Source organism: Chitinophaga pollutisoli, from assembly GCF_038396755.1.
Classification (GTDB): Bacteria; Bacteroidota; Bacteroidia; order Chitinophagales; family Chitinophagaceae; genus Chitinophaga; species Chitinophaga pollutisoli.
Genome location: NZ_CP149822.1, coordinates 1,955,538 through 1,972,455, shown reverse-complemented (window position 1 = coordinate 1,972,455; position 16,918 = coordinate 1,955,538). Strand labels below are relative to the sequence as shown.

Sequence of the window (16,918 nt, the reverse complement as noted above, 5' to 3'; positions counted from 1 at the left end):
GCTTAATTCTTGCCGTCGATTTTGCGCATGTATTCCAACACGGCGCGCGCATCATCGTCAGAGAGGTTCTGGTTCGGCATTCTTACCATACATACTTCCAGCATGGCTTGTGCTTCCGGATCTTTGTCGAGCATTTCGTCAACGTTGGTGACGAAGTTCATGATCCATTCCGGGGTGCGGCGGTCGGTAACGCCTTTCCAACCGGGGCCCACCAGTTTTTCTTCGGTCAGTTTGTGGCAGGAGGTACATTTCACCTCGGCGACTTCCTGGCCTTTTTTCACCATGGCTTCGTCGAGCGGATGGGTAAGCTGGACGTCCTTGAATTTACCAATGCCTTTCGGATCGGTGGAAGCGGCGGCGCTGTTGCCGGCTGCGGGGGCTTCGGATTCGGGCGCTTTTTCGCCGGATTTTTCCTGCCCGCCACCGCCGCAACCAGCGGCCGCAATGGCAATGGCTAAAGAGAAGACGAAGAGATACCTGAGCTGTTTCATATTGTGTATGTTTAGTTCAAAGGTCGATTTCGGCGCATGGATACTTTATGACGGCTGTCATCGATTTTGATGACAGTAGGCATCGGTGCCGGTTGTTTTGTATGATCTGTATCGGATTTTGCCCGGCCTGAAGCGAAGAGCAACCCCCTCCCCGTCCTGCGCCGGGGTGATAAACTGTAAAGCAGCATCGGAAAGAACTGTCAGAAGCGTCAGGTGTGGAAATGCTTTGTTTCCGGAGGACGTACCATTGCGAGGGGAAGCGCGGCGCTCCCGGCGGGCTACAGTAGTTCCTGGCCAGATGAAAACCTGAAGGAATAATGGTCTTGCCGCACTTGTCATCATGCATCCCGGAGGCCGGTACTTCGCTGACGCAATCCGCCGGTGTTCATGATGAATAATTTTCAAGTTATTAATTTATGTATTACAAATTCCTTGTCGATTTGTTGGCGAAGGCCCAGGTTTTTACCTGATTTTCTTTCCTGAGGTGCTAAAACGCGGTACTTGGGGGCGTATTACGGCCGGGAGGTTTGATGGGCAAATGCGTTTTCCAGGTCAGCCGCTTTCGGAAACAGGATGTTGTTTTCCAGATGAATATGCAGGTGCAGGTCTTCCTGGAATTCCTTCAGCAGTGCGTAGGTCACGCGATAAGTGTTGCAGCCGTCCGGCGGTACCGTATAGTCGTTGCTGAGGCCCTGTATTTGCCGGAAGCGCTCTCCTTCCTGATCGTGTTCGTGCATCATCATGGAAATGGGATTGGAAACGGTGCCGAAGTGGGGCGGGTGCGCCGGATTGCCGTTCTGTTGTGCCACCACCATTTGCCGGATATAAGGAAAAAGGACAAGCTCTTCCTTTTTCATATGCATCGTAAGCTCGGCAGCGCTTTCATTGAAAAGCTGGGCGATCTGTACCAGTTCCGGGTGTGCGTCTCCGTGTACGCGCGACAGTTTGTGGAGATAAGCCTGCAAAACGGGGATTTGGTTGGAGACGTATGCGTGGTGACGGTCAACAATGTGGATCGCCAGCACGTCGGGCTGCCAGCTATTGTAATCGGTACCGGTTTCGGGCTGGATGCCGAGCACGGCCTGTAGGTCGGAAGTGACCGCTGCGATGTCGATCTTCTTCTGGGTGCAGGCTTCCTGCACGGTGCGGTTGCCGTTGCAGCAGAAGTCGATGTGATATTTGCTGAAAACAGCGGCGGTGCGGTAATTATCTGCTACCAGCTGGCCAATGATGGCTTGTTCGAGGTTGTTCATGACGAAATTTTTAATTGGTGTTCTAATTAAATACAAAAATGTCCTTAATGAAGGGCGGATAAACAGGGCAAAGTTAATGTATAAATGCACATAAAAGGATAAAAATGTCTTTAATAAAAGCATTGAAGGGAGGATGAAATCCTCTGTGGTGGCGGAGTATGATTAAAATCATTTTTTATTGAAGGGAGAATCGTGGTTTCGTACGGGCAAAAAAAGGCCCGCACGGAAAAGTGCGGGCATGCTTTGTCTGAAGCTAAAAGGGACCACCGGTGCCGCTGTTCCCCCCGGAACGCACGGTTGCCTGTTGCCAGGCGGACCGGTGGTCAAGGTCTCACCATAAGCATAATTAAAAACCTTGTATCATTTTTCAATCTGCAAAATTCTGTAAATGATTCCGGCGATATGGTGACTTACATCACATATAATCGCGTTTGCGTCGGGTATCCTGGTGAAAAACGCTTTTTCGGCGGTACTTTTTTCACAGAAGGGATATTTACAGGGCCCGATGCATTACCGGTGCTCATGCGTTGGTCAGTTTTATTTGGTATTCAATCGTTTCTATGACCCCGCGCAACGCATCGTACCCATGCAAATGCGCGGTCAGGCGATCGCGGATTCTTCCGGACTACCCGTTTTTGACGTGAAGACCGCCATCGCCGTCTACGATACCCTCATGATCGCGAAACCCCTGTCGGAAGTGCTCCCGGGCATGCCCATGATGCTCGCGCAGGTGCGGCACCGGGCTTCATTCCGGATATACCTCACCGGCCGCGAAAAAGACGGCGTCACGGAAAGCCTTTTCCGCAAAGCCGTGCGGGAGCTGAATAAACAATTATCTAAGGTGGTAGCGGATACCAGCAGATTTGTGATGAAGGTGCATAACCGGTAAAAAGGACGGGGTTTTTCCGCGTAGGTTTTCACCCGGACTATCATTTTTCTTCTCTTTTTATCTAAACAATATGTTGCCGCGTTTCCTTCCGGCAGGGCGGCGGGGTACGTTTAAAAAAGATAAAATGAAAGTTATTGGAAAACAGCATATTGAAACGCCGAAAGTTTCCCTGAAACTTCCTATCTGGTACCTGATTGTGTCCAGTGTGATTGCTTACGTGTTGATAATAACAGGTACGCTGTCTCTTGAGCATAAGCAGGTGCTCTGGGGCAAAGTGGAGGGGAGCTGGTTGTCTTTAGGTTGCTTTCTGTGTGGATTGGGCATCCTGGCGGGCAATTTTTTCTTCGCGCGCGCCATTTTTAGAATATTGCAGCAATCGGAAAAGGATTTGATACGACAGTACGCCGCATATCAGGAAAAGGTAGCGGCGGCCGTCAAAAAACGACAGCGGGAGCAGCGGAAATTTGACGAATCGAGTATGAGAAACGCTATCGAAATGTTTCGGATCTCCGGCAAAATGTAACATGACTATCCTGAAATTCATATTAGGTCAGATAGGTGCATCCCGTGATATCATCCAAAAGCCGGAAACAGAGGAAGAGGTGATCAAAGCAAGGCATAGGAAGAATATTCGGGATAATTACCGGCTTGCATTTATGAATCTCTTTATCGCGCTGTCCGCTTCCGGGCTAGTCATTTTAATGCTTTGGTATGTGTATAAATCGTACCAACCGGTGAATTTGAACGCAGGAAAAGTTTGGACATGGGCAGACATATAAGTGTATTTTTTAAAACGATGGGAGATCATGTGCGCGAGCCTCGCACTGGACGCAATCGCCATTTTCTTTTTCCGGGAATATCGAAAATGCTGCAGGGATCGAAAATATTACCAAAGTAAAATGGCCGATATCGAAATGACGATATTGGCACTGCACCAGGCAAAAGAATTGGGAGACAAGGAATTGGTCAGAACGATCACCCTGTCTTTATTAAAGCCGGAGCCGTTGCAGGATGCCGGCGTATTATGTTGATTTCGGTGACATGGCCTGCCCGGCGGAGCGGCCTTTTTTGTTATCTTGCCGCTATGAATACCGCTTTTCAACCAACCATTTCATTCGCCGCGGCCCAGGACATGTCCGACGGGCTCGCTTCCTTCAAATCAAAATTCCACTTCCCGCAACACGAAGGTAAAGACGCCATTTACTTCTGCGGCAACTCCCTCGGTCTGCAAGCCCGCTCCGTGGAAGCCGCCATCCGGCAAGAGCTGGAAGACTGGCGGAACCTCGCCGTGGAAGGGTACTTCCGCGCGAAGAACCCCTGGCTGTTCTACCATACCCATTTCAGCGAAACCATGGCCGGCATGATGGGCTGCTCGCCCGAAGAAGTGACCGTGATGAACACCCTCACCGTCAACCTGCACCTCATCCTCCAAAGCTTTTACCGGCCCACCAAAGAACGCTACCGCATCGTGATGGAAGCCGGCGCCTTTCCCTCCGACCAGTACGCCCTCGAAACCCTCGTGCGCCTCCACGGCCTCGATCCGGACGATGCCCTCGTCGAAATCCATCCCAGGGAAGGGGAGAAGCTCCTCCGCACCGAAGATATCCTCGATACGATCGCCCGCCAGGGCAACAGCCTCGCGATGACGCTCATGGGCGGCATCAACTACTACACGGGCCAGTTCTACGATATCCCCGCCATTACCGCCGCGGCGCACCAGCAGGGCGCTTACGCCGGATGGGACCTCGCGCACGTCGCCGGCAACATCCCCGTGCAGCTGCACGACTGGAACACGGATTTCGCAGTGTGGTGCTCCTACAAATACCTGAACGGCGGCCCCGGCGCCGCCGGCGGCCTCTTCGTACACGAAAGGCATGGCAACGATCCCGCCTTCCCCCGCCTCGGCGGCTGGTGGGGCAACGATGAGAAAACGAGGTTCCGCATGGAAAAAGGCTTCGTCCCCAAGCCCGGCGCCGCCGGCTGGCAGATCAGCACGGCGCAGGTCTTCAACATGGCCGCCCTGAAAGCATCACTCGAACTTTTTAAAGATGCAGGTATCGAAAATCTCCGCGCCAAAAGCCTTCGGCTCACCGCATACCTCGAGTTCCTGCTCGGGCAAACCTCGCTCCCCTGCGAAATCATCACCCCCGGCGATCCGCAGCAGCGTGGGGCACAGTTGTCGCTGTTTTTCCCGAAAGACGGGACGGCCATCCACGCCCGCATGATGGAAAGCGGCATTATCTGCGACTACCGCGAGCCCGGCGTGATCCGCCTCGCGCCAGCGCCGCTGTATTGCTCCTATGCTGATGTCCTCCGTTTTCATGATGTATTAAAATCTTTCTCATGAGTACCGCCACCAAAAACTGGCTCGCCCTCGGCGATTCCTACACCATAGGCGAAGGCGTTCCCCTGTTCGACAGTTTCCCTTATCAAACCCTGCAATTGCTCCGCGCGGGCGGCATGCAGCTGCAGGCCCCCGAGATCGTCGCCAAAACCGGGTGGACCACCGGCGAGCTGATCGCCCATCTCCACGAACACAGCCGCCTGCTGCCGCAATACGACTTCGTGTCACTGCTGATTGGCGTCAACAACCAGTACCGCGGACTTTCCGAAACGGATTATGCCGAGGAGTTCCAATGGCTCGCGGAAAAGGCCCTGCAACTCGCGCCGGGCGGTAAAGTGGCCGTCATCAGCATTCCCGACTGGGGGGTAACGCCCTTCGCTGCCGGGCGCGACATCGATGCCATCTGCCTCGCGATCGACCAGTTCAACGGCATCAACCGCGAAATCTGCGGCCGGCTGGGCATACCATATATAAATATCACGGAAGACTACCGGCTGGCCGGTGGCCGGCCCGAAGGCCTCGCCGAAGACAAGCTGCACCCCTCCGCAGGTATTTATGCCAGCTGGGCGGAAAAGCTGGCTACCTTGTTTGCGGGAACCTAATCCGCACACGCACAGAATTTTTTATATGATAAATCCCCGCCCTCTGAGGCGGGGATTTTGATTAAGTAAGAATTATCCTACATTTGCACCCCTGACCCACCGGCAACAACCGGTTAGGTCACTTATGCGATCCCTGTACAAGAACAGCCCATTGGGCGCAAGGCAGGGTTTACTATCTTTATGAAGTACTTTAACCTTTATTAAAACTGTTTATGCAATTTCTGGATTTTGAAAAGCCGATTGCGGATCTGTACGAACAACTGGAAAAACTGAAGGAAAACGGGGAGAAGTCCGGCGTGGACGTTTCCGCTACCGTAAACGAGTACGCACAGAAAATCAACGACACCAAGCAACAGATCTATAAAAATCTCACCAGCTGGCAGAAAGTGCAGCTGAGCCGCCATCCCGACAGGCCTTACACGCTCGAGTATATCGAAAGGATGACGGAAAATTTCGTGGAGCTGCACGGCGACCGTAATGTGAAGGACGATAAGGCGATGGTAGGCGGATTCGCTGACCTTGACGGTGAGACTGTGATGTTTATCGGTCAGCAGAAAGGGGTGAATACGAAAATGCGCCAGATCCGGAATTTCGGGATGGCCAACCCCGAAGGTTACCGCAAGGCGCTGCGCCTCATGAAGCTGGCGGAGCGTTTCAACAAGCCCATCATCACCCTGATCGATACCCCGGGCGCATATCCCGGCCTGGAAGCGGAAGAGCGCGGACAAGGCGAGGCGATCGCCCGCAACCTGTTCGAAATGGTGAAGCTGCGCGTGCCCGTGATCTGCGTGATCATCGGCGAAGGCGCTTCCGGCGGCGCGCTGGGCATCGGCATCGGCGACCGCATCTTCATGCTCGAAAACAGCTGGTATACTGTTATCTCCCCTGAAAACTGCTCCACCATCCTCTGGAGAAGCTGGAACTATAAGGAAAAAGCAGCCGAAGAACTGAAACTGACTTCCGGATACATGAGCCAGTTCGGACTGGTAGACGGCGTGATCCCCGAACCCATCGGCGGCGCGCATTCCAACCACGAAGAAATGGCCGAGATACTCAAGAAGCGCCTCAAGGAAACCCTGGCCGAACTCAGGAAGATCGACCCGGACGCCCGTATCGAACAACGCATCGATAAATTCTCCAATATGGGCTTTTTTGAAGAACGTTAATTAAAAAGGAGGGGTGACGTATTGCCGGAACCAATCCAATTGACAATCTTTGCATTTTCCAAGGCAGCATTGCGGCCATTGACCATTTGAAATATGTTACAGGAACAATTACGGGGCACCGGCGTGGCATTGGTGACACCCTTTGCCACGAACGAAGCGATTGACTGGAACGCCCTTGAAAGGCTCATCGATCATGTGATTACCGGCGGCGTGGATTACGTCGTAACCCTCGGCACCACCGGAGAAACACCTACACTCTCCTCTGAAGAAAAGCTGGATCTCATCCGCTTTACCTTCGAAAAAGTGAACAAACGCGTACCCGTTGTGGTAGGCATCGGGGACTACAACACCCGCGACGTCGTGAAACGGCTGGAAACCTGCCCGCTCGACGAAGCCGCCGCCGTGCTCAGCGTAGCGCCCTACTACAGCAAACCCACGCAGGAAGGCATCTTCCAGCACTATAAAGCCGTTGCCGCGGCATCTCCCAAACCCATCATCCTGTACAATGTTCCCGGCCGCACCGGCCGCAACATGACGGCGGAAACCACCCTGCGCATCGCGCATGAAGTGGAAAACGTGGTGGCGATGAAGGAAGCTTCCGGCGATATGGCCCAATGCATGGCCATCGTGCGCGACAAACCGAAGGATTTCCTCGTCATCAGCGGCGACGATGCCGTGGCGATGCCTCAACTGGCCTGTGGCATGGACGGTGTGATCTCCGTTGCCGCCAACTACTTCGCGAAGGAATTCCCCGCGATGGTGAAAGCCGCCCTCGCCGGCGACTTCGCCACCGCCCGCAACCTGCATTACCGCATGCTCCAGGGCTTCGACCTCATGTTCGCGGAAAACAACCCCGCCGGTATCAAAGCGTTCCTGCATGAAGCCGGTATCCTCGAAAACGTGTTCCGCCTGCCGGTGGTGCCCGCTACGGACGAGCTTCAACAACAGATCAAACAGTATCTTTCCAAATACTAACCCCGGATTTTCCGGAAAGCGGTAGGGCTGACGGCCGGCTTCGATGCCAGGCGTCAGCCCTTTTTCGTTGCCGGCCCCACCGGATACAAAAAGGGCCGCTTCCCGAAAGAACGGCCCTGAGATATAGGGTTACCAGGATAATAAACAATTAGTTGACCAGCCGGACGGTACCTTATTTCTCCTACCATCCTTCTACCATCCTTCTGCCATCGTTCATCCAAACACCCTCAAACCCTTGCTGGCACAGAACAACCTTATAGGATCATTGAAGGATGTCAGTAGGGTGTCAGGAAGTTTTGCAAAACTGCTGTTTGGTGAAATTAGGGCATCACACGTTTATAACCAGTGTTTAGAAAGCAAATCCGACGGTGAGGCCAAGCCCGCGGACGCCGAGGAACGGCATCCTGATATCGGCGCGGATGCCATCGTCCCGTACTTCAGCAGTGATGTTTTTTTCACTTCCACCCAGGTCGATCAGGTCTTCCAGCTCGTTTTTCAGATCCGTGCGGTCTTGCTCATCCAGATCGCTGAGATCGGTGAGGCCGTTCACCTTACCGGTCATTTTACCATAGTGGGCGCCGATGATGTAGAGGTCTACCACCACCCGTTTGGCGATCATGAACTGCCCGCCCATTACCACACCGCCGCCGAAGCCTTTGGTGTTGCCTTTGAGGGGCACGAGGGTTGTGGTTTCGTCGGGTTTCTCGTAATCATACGGATAATCGTACTTGAAGTTGCTGTAACGGCCGTAAATGCCGGCGTAAAAGCCTTTGGCGCCGGGACGGCGGCCGGTGTAGAAGCGGAACTCCGCGGTGAGCGCGCCGCCGCTCATTTGCAGCTTGTCGAGCTGATTCTGCAAATCGTCGTCACCGTCTTCCTTCACATAATCCATTACCGTTTCGCCGAGCATGCTTTTAGTCAGGGCGCTTTTGGGCATGTACCGGTAGCCCAGCGAGGCGGAGATCTTACGGGCAAGCAAGCGCTCGTACGTCAGGCTGTAGTTGTTGAGTGCGAGGCTCGACAGGTTGGTTTTTACGATGTTGGAATACATCGGCTGGTTGCGGAGCCTTTCCTTGCGGGGCGGCTTTTCGGCGATTTCGGTATCGATTTCCAGGGGTGCGGTTTGCTGCGCCATGGCTGCAGTGCCGAGGCACAGGGCAAAGGCGAACGTTAGTGCTGCGTGTTTCATGTTATAGGAAAAAAGATTAATGCGTAAAGATAAACGCGGCTATTTTTTTCTGCAATACACCATTTTAGGTATTGTTTATTTTATTGTATTATGTTTTAATGTGTGGTTTGGCTAGATGATGTAGGTGGTGCCTTCGAGCGCGAGTTCCGTTTGGGGGAAAACGGGGATGCTTTCGTCGAGGAACGGCTGCAGCTCGGTGTATTTGGAGGAGAAGTGGCCGATCAGCAGCCTCCTGGCGCCGGCCATGCTGGCAAGGGTGGCAGCCTGCACGCTGGTGCTGTGGAAGCGGTCGGCGGCACGCTGGCGGAGGTCGTCGAGATAGGTGGTTTCGTGGTAAACCAGGTCGGCGTCTTTCATCCAGGGAAGGAGATCTTCGTCGTAAATGCTGTCTGCGCAATACACATACCGCCGTGCGCGGAGCGGTGGGAGGGTAACCCAATCGTTGCGGACCACCGAGCCGTCTTTCCTGATATAATCTTCACCTTCGGCGAGTTGGGTGAAGAAGGCGGAGGGGATTTCGTAAGCGCGGGTTTGTTCGGGGATGATGCGGCGTTTTCTCCGCTGCACGCTGAACGAAAAGCCGTAGCAGGGGATGCGGTGGCGGGTAGGGAAGCAGCTCACTTCCATGTCTTTATCGCGCAGCAGCACCCCGAGGGTTTCGGGCGTGAGAGGCTTGAATTCCAGCTCGAAGCGCAGCGTGGTGGCGGCGTGGCGGAGTTGCAGCTCGAGGATGTCCCACAACGCGGGAGGGCCGAAGACGGTCAGCGGGTCCGTCCGCCCGAGGAGGCTCATGCTGTTGATGAGCCCAATGAGGCCGAAATAGTGGTCGCCGTGGAGGTGACTGATGAAAATATACCGGATTTTGCTGCGACGCACCTTGTAACGGGCAAGCTGTGTCTGCGTGCCTTCACCGCAATCGATCAGCATGAGCTGGTCGTTGTACGTGAGCACCTGGGCGGTGGGATGCCGCTCCGGCGTGGGGATTGCCGAATTATTGCCGAGTATGGTAACCGCAAACATGTTCCGCAAATTAATCATTATTCATCTCCAAGATCCAGCTCGCGTTCCAAGTCTTCCATCATCACCATGTCTATGGCTTCTGATTCGGTGGGCACGATATTGAGCATTTCGGGATATTGATCCGATAGTTGGGCTGTTAAAACCTTGTTAAGTCCGGCTACCGCGGCGGAGAGGCCCTGGTCGTAGCGGTGCTGGTACACTGTAAAAATGGCTTTCAGGGCTTCAGGGGCGGCGGATTGGAGGGAATGCAGGTCCAGTATGAGGTTGGAGCCTTCCAGGCCCGGAGCGGCAAGTATGGTATTTTCGAAATCCGCTGCCATTTTAGCATCCAGACCGGCTTCTTCCAGCCTAAATATCACAATTTTCTCTTTGGTATCAATTTTGAATTGCATACGGCGGATGTTATCATTCAAAAACATTATAAAAAAAGGATTCGGCAAAAAGGAAACCCGTCGAAGAACGTACCTGGAGAAGTAAAAAAATCCAATCGTCAACATCCCTCTTCTCGTAGATATATTCAGCACACAAGGCCCTTCAGCGCAAAAGTAAATCTTAACCAATAATGTACAAGGATAAAAACTAAATCCAAATTTATTTGGTAATATTGTATAAGCATGCCCCCGTAAGGGTTTAACAAAATCAACAAACAATGGATCAGAATTTTTCACCGCAAGTAAAGGAGATCATTACGTTTAGCCGGGAGGAAGCTTTGCGACTGGGTAATGATTTCATCGGTACGGAACACCTGCTTCTGGGTATCATTCGTGAGGGTGAGGGAACGGCTGTAAAAATCCTACAGGCGCTGAACGTTGATCTGTATGAGTTACGCAAGGAAGTGGAATTGGCGATAAAAGACAAGACAGGCAAGAACATTGCGAACATCAACAGTCTACCCCTGACCCGCCAGGCAGAAAAAGTGATCCGGGTAACCGTGCTGGAAGCGAAGGCGCTGAAAAGTCCCACCGTGGAGACTGAGCACCTGATGCTGTCCATCCTCAAGAATAAAGAAAACGTTTGTACGCAAATCCTTCAACAGTTTGATGTGGACTACGATACTTTCAAAAACGAACTGGGCTTCGTAAAATCTGCAGATCCGAAAGCGGAATTCGATGACCCCGGAGAAGAGGAGTTCGAAGACGAGCGCAAAAGCTATGCTTCCAAACAGAAGCAGGCAAATACCAAGTCGAAAACTCCCGTTCTCGATAACTTCGGCCGCGACATTACGAAGCTGGCCGAAAGCGGCAGCCTCGACCCCATCGTGGGCCGCGAAGCGGAAATCGAACGCGTATCGCAGATTCTTTCCCGCCGTAAAAAGAACAACCCCATCCTGATCGGCGAACCCGGTGTAGGTAAAACCGCCATCGTGGAAGGCCTCGCCCTCCGCATCGTGCAGCGCAAGGTTTCCCGCGTGCTGTTCGATAAACGTGTGGTAAGCCTTGACCTCGCCGCCCTCGTGGCCGGTACCAAATACCGCGGCCAGTTCGAGGAAAGGATGAAGGCTATCATGAACGAGCTGGAAAAAAACCGCGACGTGATCCTGTTCATCGACGAGATCCACACCATCGTTGGCGCCGGCGGCGCTTCCGGTTCGCTGGACGCTTCCAACATCTTTAAACCCGCCCTCGCAAGAGGCGAGCTCCAGTGCATCGGCGCATCCACCCTGGATGAATACCGCATGTACATCGAGAAAGATGGCGCCCTCGACCGCAGGTTCCAAAAGGTAATGGTAGACCCCCTCCGTGGAAGAAACCATCCAGATCCTCAACAACATCAAACCGCGCTACGAGGAATACCATAACGTTTCCTACACCGACGATGCCATCGACGCCTGCGTGAAACTCAGCGACCGGTACATGACCGACCGCCTGCTGCCCGACAAAGCCATCGACGTGCTCGACGAAGTAGGCGCCCGCGTCCACCTCAAAAACATCAACGTTCCGCAAAATATCCTCGACCTCGAAAAACAGATCGAGGACATCAAGCAGGAAAAAAATAAAGTCGTGAAGAGCCAACGCTTCGAAGAAGCCGCCGCCCTCCGCGATACCGAAAAGAAACTCGGCGAAGACCTCGAAAAGGCCAAAGCCGTGTGGGAAGAAGAAGTGAAGCACAAACGCTACCCGATCGACGAAGAAGCGATCGCCGAAGTGGTGAGCATGATGACCGGCATCCCCGTGAAACGGATGGTGCAGGCCGAAAACGAAAAGCTCCGCCGCATGGGCGAAGACCTCAAGTCTGCCGTGGTAGGCCAGGCCGAAGCCATTTCCAAAGTCACGAAAGCCATACAGCGTAACCGCGTAGGCCTGAAAGACCCGAAGAAACCCATCGGTACCTTCATCTTCCTGGGCCCCACCGGCGTCGGTAAAACCGAACTGGCCAAATCCCTCGCCCGGTACATGTTCGACTCGGAAGACGCGCTCATCCGTATCGATATGTCCGAGTACATGGAGAAATTCTCCGTAAGCCGCCTCATCGGCGCGCCTCCGGGATACGTAGGTTATGAAGAAGGCGGACAGCTCACCGAAAAAGTGCGCCGCAAACCTTACTCCGTGATCCTGCTCGATGAAATCGAGAAAGCCCATCCGGATATTTATAATATCCTGCTGCAGGTGCTCGACGACGGTATCCTGACCGACGGTCTCGGCCGGAAAGTGGACTTCAAGAACACGCTCATCATCATGACCTCCAACATCGGGGTGCGCCAGTTGAAAGACTTCGGCGCGGGAGTGGGCTTCACCACCGGCACCCGTGTGGTGAACGAGGAAGAGAACACCAAAGCAGTGATCGAAAAAGCACTGAAACGGACGTTCTCCCCGAGTTCCTGAACCGTATCGACGATGTGATCATCTTCAACTCGCTCAGCAAAGAAGATATCTACGTCATCATCGATATCACCATGAAGGGAGTGCTCGCCCGCCTGCAGAACCTGGGCTTCAGCCTGGAACTGACAGACGAAGCGAAAGGGTTCCTGGCAGAGAAAGGCTACGACCAGCAGTTCGGCGCCCGTCCGCTACACAGGGCCATCCAGAAATACCTGGAAGATCCCCTGGCGGAAGAAATCCTCAATATGAACATTCATAACGGGGATATCCTGATCGCGGATCTCGACAAGGAAAACCAGAAACTGGTGTTCTCCCTGAAGAATCCCTCCAAAAGCAAATCGGAGAAATCCGAAGCGTAAATCGTAACATATCACACGATGATACCAGCTGCCGGCAATCGCCGGCAGCTTTTTTTATGCCTATGGTTGATTATCAAAGGGTTTAAAACGAGGTTTTGATATATTATAAAAAATTGGAATAAATATTCTGAAAAGAACATATTATTCAAAAACTATATGTATCATTGTGGAAGATTAGCGCTAAGTACCGGTCGGGGGACCGGAGTTTTAACCGTATCAGTTATTCGATTCAGAGCCGAGGTTTTTACATTTTATCTCTATAAACGCATATTTTTTAATTTCTTACCTATGAGACAGTCGTTACGCATAGCGGGCATGATCCTCGCATTATTTCTCTCGTACAACAGCGTGAAGGCACAGGTCAAAATCGGGGGCGACCCTGCAACAGTGGACCCTAACGCCATCCTTGAACTCGAAAGCAGCCGGAAAGGCTTGCTGCTGCCCCGCCTCGACCGGGCCGGGTATGAATTGCTCGTCGGCCGCAACCCTCAGGCCGGTATGGTCATATACATTAAAGATCCGCTGGCGGATACCCGTGGCGTAGGTTTCTACGTGAAAACAGGCGCTGCCGCCGACAAAACTTCCTGGACCAAACTCGCCGCGGACAACGGCGGCGCGGGATTCTGGAAAGTGAACGGCAATGATGAAGTGATCGACGGCGACTGGCTGGGTACCAAAACCGCCATCCCGCTGATCTTCAAAGTGAACGGGAACAACACGGTGATGCAGTTCGACGGCACTTCCGGCCAGTTGACCATCCCTTACGCCAACGTTCCCGTAGCCGGATCTTCCGTGAGCGACGTGGTGATGATCGACAACAACGGTCTGATCCATAAGAAAGATCTGTCCCTCACATCCGTGACTTCCCTCAATTCCTTCCAGGGAAATGTTACGGTGAAAGTATCGCCAAAGAATACTTTCGACACGGCGGCACTGAAGGCAACTTCCTCCCCGAATGAACTGGATGTGCAATTGCCCATCATGGCAGGCGGCGCCACGCAGGAATATGGCTTCATGACCATCGCAGACTGGAAGAAACTCCAGGCTATTACTTCCACCGACGGGATTACCATCGGCAACCTCATCACCTCAGGTGCGCTCGCCGATAATGGCGCGCGGATCGAGCGGCTGACGGGAGCCGACGAAGGCAAACTGGTGCTGCGCCTTGTAGAAGCATCCGCCACAGCTCCGGGTATCGTGAGCGTGGGTGCGCAGACTTTTGCCGGCAACAAATCCTTCACAGGAACAGTTTCCGTAGCGGAAGCGGCGACCTTCGCCAAAACCGTCGGCATCACCGGTAATACAACTGTTGGCGGTACACTGGGCGTTACGGGCGAGGCAACCTTCGCAGAAGCGGCCACATTCAATAAAACAATCGAAGTGATCGAGAATGCCGCTATCGCCGGCAACACCACGCTCGGCGGTTCCCTGGGCTTTAATAACCCTGTTTTTTACAGCACCCCGAAGCCTTTGACTTATCGCCTGGCGGTATTGAACCCGAATAACGACAACAAGCTGGAAATGGTGGAAGTACCTGCCGCCAGCGTAAAAGGCATCGGTTCGATCCGGCTGCCGCGTACATTACCCGCACCGGACGATACCGTTACGGCCGACGGCTCCAGCGGCGCGCTGACGCTCCTTGCCGGTAAAACCGGTAACGCATTCAATATCGCCACGGATGCACCCAATACCCTGACCATCAATATTCCGGATGCAAGTACCACAGCCAGCGGTGTTGTTACCACGGGTACGCAAACTTTCAACGGGATCAAAACCGTGGAAGATACGCTGAACGTGGGCGGCAATACGACGCAGACATCCCGCTTCAACCTGAACAGCGCGATGTCGGTTCCATTCAAAATACTGAACCCGGGCAACTACATCATGGGCAACGATGATTACATCGTAGTTACAAAGTGCGATAACAGCGCCGTGGGCGCGGATCCCGAGCCGATCAACACCGTGACGCTTCCCGCCGCTACGGATGTGAAAGGAAGGATGTACACGATCCGCAGGGCGCGCCGTATCACAAACGAAATCGCGCAGCTCCACATTGCTGACGCCAACGGCGTTAAGATCGATGGCCAGGACGCCATCATCATCTACGAACCCAACTTCGCAGTAACATTGGTTTCTGACGGAGCCGCCTGGCACGTAATTTCCAGATCAGTTATGTAATAGATTTTCGATTGAAGGGAACGGCGGTTCCATGCCGCCGTTCCTTTATAATCCAGTAATCGTTCGTTATGAAATTCTTTCTCACGCTTTGCAGCATTACCGCATCCGTTTTCTTTGTCCTGATCTTCGCAGGACAGGATGCCAAAGCCCAGCTGAAAGTTGGCGGCAATACCACCATCACGCGTGGAGATGCGATCCTGGAGATGGAAAGCAACCGTAAAGGGATGCTTCTGCCCCGCGTCACTTCACTGGCATTAACCGTGCCGCCGCTCGATACCGCGGCACAGGGCATGATGGTCTACAACCTTACCGACAACAAAATTTATATCCGCGCAAGCGGCGCCTGGAAAGCACTCAGCGATGCAGATGCCAGCGGTTGGAACCTCACCGGCAATTCATCCGTCAACCCCGCATTACATTTTTTAGGTACCACCAACGCCCAGCCGCTCATCCTCAGGACCAACAACCTGGAAGCCGCCCGCATTACCGCCGACCGGAAACTGGGTATCGGCACCACCGCGCCTCATTCCATGTTGCATGTGAACGGTTCCACCGCCACCAACGTGGCCGTGGGTACAGGAAACTTCACCATGGCGGATTCCAACAGTGTGGTGATCATGAACAACAACGCCGTGGCGAATTTTGCTTTGCAGAATCCCGCGAGTTTTAAAGGCCGCGCTATTGAAGTGATCGCCTACGGAACGGATTCCGTGAAATTTGCAGGGTATAATGTACGCGGGCAGCAGTCCGTCAATCCCACGCTGGCGATCCTGCCGGGTTACAGCGTCCGGCTCGTCAGCGACGGCGCCAGTTGGGTGATTGCGGCTAAACAGCGCAGCGGGTTGCCGTTGTATTATGCCACTACCCTGGGCACCGGCGAAGGGGAAGTGGTCCGCGATTATAATGGTTATATCAGTCATGGCAGCGGCGTGTTTCAAACGGACGTGAGGGCCGAGGCATTGAACCAGATTCCCAATGAAACGGCATGGTTCAGCATGATGCTGCAAACCGTTGGCGGCGGGTATTTCGGGCAATTCAACCTCAACGACCATGACGCTTATTTCCGCGGCAATTCTATCAGTAATCTCGGGACTTCCGTTTGGCAGAAAATGATCAGCCATCCCGCGACGATCAATTTCAAAGGCGAACGGCTGGGGACGGATAGCCTCAATCTCAACATGATCGCCAACCGGAACGTGGTTTTCAGTACGAATAACACGGCGCGGATGCGGATTCATAACAACGGAAATATCGACATGATGAGCCCATCGGTTACGATGGAAGGCTCCACTAGCATGAAAGGAGCGGTGTTCAATAACATCACCACAGTTGGCGGCAGCTATACCGTGGCCGACGATGACTATACCATTTATCTATATACTAATTCCACCAATCAGACAATCACACTGCCGTCTGGCGCGGACAATATCGGTCGGGTCATCGTAGTGAAAGGAAGGAGAAGCGGAGGTACAACCAGGTCTTTTACGGTGAACGTAGCAAACAGCGGCAACATCGATGGCGCTACAAGTGTGACAATGAATGCCGGAACTTCAACGAGCACCGACAGCCACATGACTTTCCAGATGGTGAACGCCACCACCTGGCTGATTATCGCAAGGTAGAAAACTGAAAA

14 protein-coding genes and 1 pseudogene are annotated in these 16,918 nt (G+C 53.4%); 10 read left to right on the top strand and 5 right to left on the bottom strand.

Annotated features, from left to right (window positions below):
- Positions 1–2: 2 nt before the first annotated feature.
- Both WJU16_RS08045 and ric read right to left on the bottom strand, forming a co-directional pair.
- Entirely contained in the window at positions 3–491 is a 489-nt protein-coding gene (locus WJU16_RS08045) for a cytochrome c (RefSeq protein WP_341837807.1), read from the bottom strand.
- 512 nt (positions 492–1,003) lie between these two features.
- On the bottom strand, positions 1,004–1,744 hold the full coding sequence (gene ric / locus WJU16_RS08040; protein ID WP_341837806.1) for an iron-sulfur cluster repair di-iron protein: 741 nt from the start codon (positions 1,742–1,744) through the stop codon (positions 1,004–1,006).
- 586 nt (positions 1,745–2,330) lie between these two features.
- On the opposite strand from ric, the gene WJU16_RS08035 reads away from it, so the two are divergent.
- From WJU16_RS08035 to dapA, 7 genes are all read left to right on the top strand, one after another.
- On the top strand, positions 2,331–2,633 hold the full coding sequence (locus tag WJU16_RS08035; protein WP_341837805.1) for a hypothetical protein: 303 nt from the start codon (positions 2,331–2,333) through the stop codon (positions 2,631–2,633).
- 70 nt (positions 2,634–2,703) lie between these two features.
- The gene (locus WJU16_RS08030; protein WP_341837804.1) at positions 2,704–3,156 is read left to right on the top strand and encodes a hypothetical protein; all 453 of its coding nucleotides are present in this window, start codon (positions 2,704–2,706) and stop codon (positions 3,154–3,156) included.
- A 283-nt stretch (positions 3,157–3,439) separates the two neighbouring features.
- Positions 3,440–3,664 carry a hypothetical protein gene (locus tag WJU16_RS08025; protein WP_341837803.1) on the top strand — a complete coding sequence of 75 codons (225 nt, stop codon included), beginning with the start codon at positions 3,440–3,442 and terminating at the stop codon, positions 3,662–3,664.
- A 53-nt stretch (positions 3,665–3,717) separates the two neighbouring features.
- Positions 3,718–4,980 carry a kynureninase gene (kynU, locus tag WJU16_RS08020; RefSeq protein WP_341837802.1) on the top strand — a complete coding sequence of 421 codons (1,263 nt, stop codon included), beginning with the start codon at positions 3,718–3,720 and terminating at the stop codon, positions 4,978–4,980.
- Complete coding sequence (locus WJU16_RS08015; protein WP_341837801.1) at positions 4,977–5,579, top strand: GDSL-type esterase/lipase family protein; 603 nt, start codon at positions 4,977–4,979, stop codon at positions 5,577–5,579. Before kynU ends, WJU16_RS08015 begins: the two co-directional genes overlap by 4 nt.
- 212 nt (positions 5,580–5,791) lie before the next feature.
- Positions 5,792–6,745: an acetyl-CoA carboxylase carboxyltransferase subunit alpha gene (locus WJU16_RS08010; RefSeq protein WP_341837800.1), complete on the top strand. Its 954-nt coding sequence runs from the start codon at positions 5,792–5,794 to the stop codon at positions 6,743–6,745.
- Positions 6,746–6,838: 93 nt separating this feature from the next.
- Positions 6,839–7,720 carry a 4-hydroxy-tetrahydrodipicolinate synthase gene (dapA, locus tag WJU16_RS08005; protein WP_341837799.1) on the top strand — a complete coding sequence of 294 codons (882 nt, stop codon included), beginning with the start codon at positions 6,839–6,841 and terminating at the stop codon, positions 7,718–7,720.
- A 349-nt stretch (positions 7,721–8,069) separates the two neighbouring features.
- Here the strand turns inward: dapA and WJU16_RS08000 are convergent, their stop codons facing one another.
- The 3 genes from WJU16_RS08000 to WJU16_RS07990 form a co-directional block, all read right to left on the bottom strand.
- A complete protein-coding gene (locus WJU16_RS08000; protein ID WP_341837798.1) occupies positions 8,070–8,909 on the bottom strand; it encodes a DUF3575 domain-containing protein in 840 nt (279 codons plus the stop codon).
- A gap of 111 nt (positions 8,910–9,020) precedes the next feature.
- Positions 9,021–9,929, bottom strand: coding sequence for a ribonuclease Z (locus WJU16_RS07995; protein WP_341837797.1), 909 nt, complete (start codon positions 9,927–9,929; stop codon positions 9,021–9,023).
- A gap of 17 nt (positions 9,930–9,946) precedes the next feature.
- Positions 9,947–10,321 carry a hypothetical protein gene (locus WJU16_RS07990; protein WP_341837796.1) on the bottom strand — a complete coding sequence of 125 codons (375 nt, stop codon included), beginning with the start codon at positions 10,319–10,321 and terminating at the stop codon, positions 9,947–9,949.
- Positions 10,322–10,578: 257 nt separating this feature from the next.
- On the opposite strand from WJU16_RS07990, the pseudogene WJU16_RS26045 reads away from it, so the two are divergent.
- The 3 genes and pseudogenes from WJU16_RS26045 to WJU16_RS07965 all read left to right on the top strand — a co-directional run bounded on the left by WJU16_RS26045 (position 10,579) and on the right by WJU16_RS07965 (position 16,907).
- Positions 10,579–13,107 (top strand): annotated as a pseudogene (locus WJU16_RS26045) (ATP-dependent Clp protease ATP-binding subunit).
- Between the two features lie 288 nt (positions 13,108–13,395).
- Positions 13,396–15,285: a hypothetical protein gene (locus WJU16_RS07970; protein WP_341837792.1), complete on the top strand. Its 1,890-nt coding sequence runs from the start codon at positions 13,396–13,398 to the stop codon at positions 15,283–15,285.
- A 68-nt stretch (positions 15,286–15,353) separates the two neighbouring features.
- Entirely contained in the window at positions 15,354–16,907 is a 1,554-nt protein-coding gene (locus WJU16_RS07965; RefSeq protein ID WP_341837791.1) for a hypothetical protein, read from the top strand.
- Positions 16,908–16,918: the final 11 nt, after the last annotated feature.

What these genes read in the sequence shown, in the direction of transcription:
- WJU16_RS08045 (WP_341837807.1), bottom strand. Translation starts at nt 491, where the DNA reads ATGAAACAGCTCAGGTATCTCTTCGTCTTCTCTTTAGCCATTGCCATT.
- ric (WP_341837806.1), bottom strand. Translation starts at nt 1,744, where the DNA reads ATGAACAACCTCGAACAAGCCATCATTGGCCAGCTGGTAGCAGATAAT.
- WJU16_RS08035 (WP_341837805.1), top strand. Translation starts at nt 2,331, where the DNA reads ATGCAAATGCGCGGTCAGGCGATCGCGGATTCTTCCGGACTACCCGTT.
- WJU16_RS08030 (WP_341837804.1), top strand. Translation starts at nt 2,704, where the DNA reads ATGTTGCCGCGTTTCCTTCCGGCAGGGCGGCGGGGTACGTTTAAAAAA.
- WJU16_RS08025 (WP_341837803.1), top strand. Translation starts at nt 3,440, where the DNA reads ATGTGCGCGAGCCTCGCACTGGACGCAATCGCCATTTTCTTTTTCCGG.
- kynU (WP_341837802.1), top strand. Translation starts at nt 3,718, where the DNA reads ATGAATACCGCTTTTCAACCAACCATTTCATTCGCCGCGGCCCAGGAC.
- WJU16_RS08015 (WP_341837801.1), top strand. Translation starts at nt 4,977, where the DNA reads ATGAGTACCGCCACCAAAAACTGGCTCGCCCTCGGCGATTCCTACACC.
- WJU16_RS08010 (WP_341837800.1), top strand. Translation starts at nt 5,792, where the DNA reads ATGCAATTTCTGGATTTTGAAAAGCCGATTGCGGATCTGTACGAACAA.
- dapA (WP_341837799.1), top strand. Translation starts at nt 6,839, where the DNA reads ATGTTACAGGAACAATTACGGGGCACCGGCGTGGCATTGGTGACACCC.
- WJU16_RS08000 (WP_341837798.1), bottom strand. Translation starts at nt 8,909, where the DNA reads ATGAAACACGCAGCACTAACGTTCGCCTTTGCCCTGTGCCTCGGCACT.
- WJU16_RS07995 (WP_341837797.1), bottom strand. Translation starts at nt 9,929, where the DNA reads ATGTTTGCGGTTACCATACTCGGCAATAATTCGGCAATCCCCACGCCG.
- WJU16_RS07990 (WP_341837796.1), bottom strand. Translation starts at nt 10,321, where the DNA reads ATGCAATTCAAAATTGATACCAAAGAGAAAATTGTGATATTTAGGCTG.
- WJU16_RS07970 (WP_341837792.1), top strand. Translation starts at nt 13,396, where the DNA reads ATGAGACAGTCGTTACGCATAGCGGGCATGATCCTCGCATTATTTCTC.
- WJU16_RS07965 (WP_341837791.1), top strand. Translation starts at nt 15,354, where the DNA reads ATGAAATTCTTTCTCACGCTTTGCAGCATTACCGCATCCGTTTTCTTT.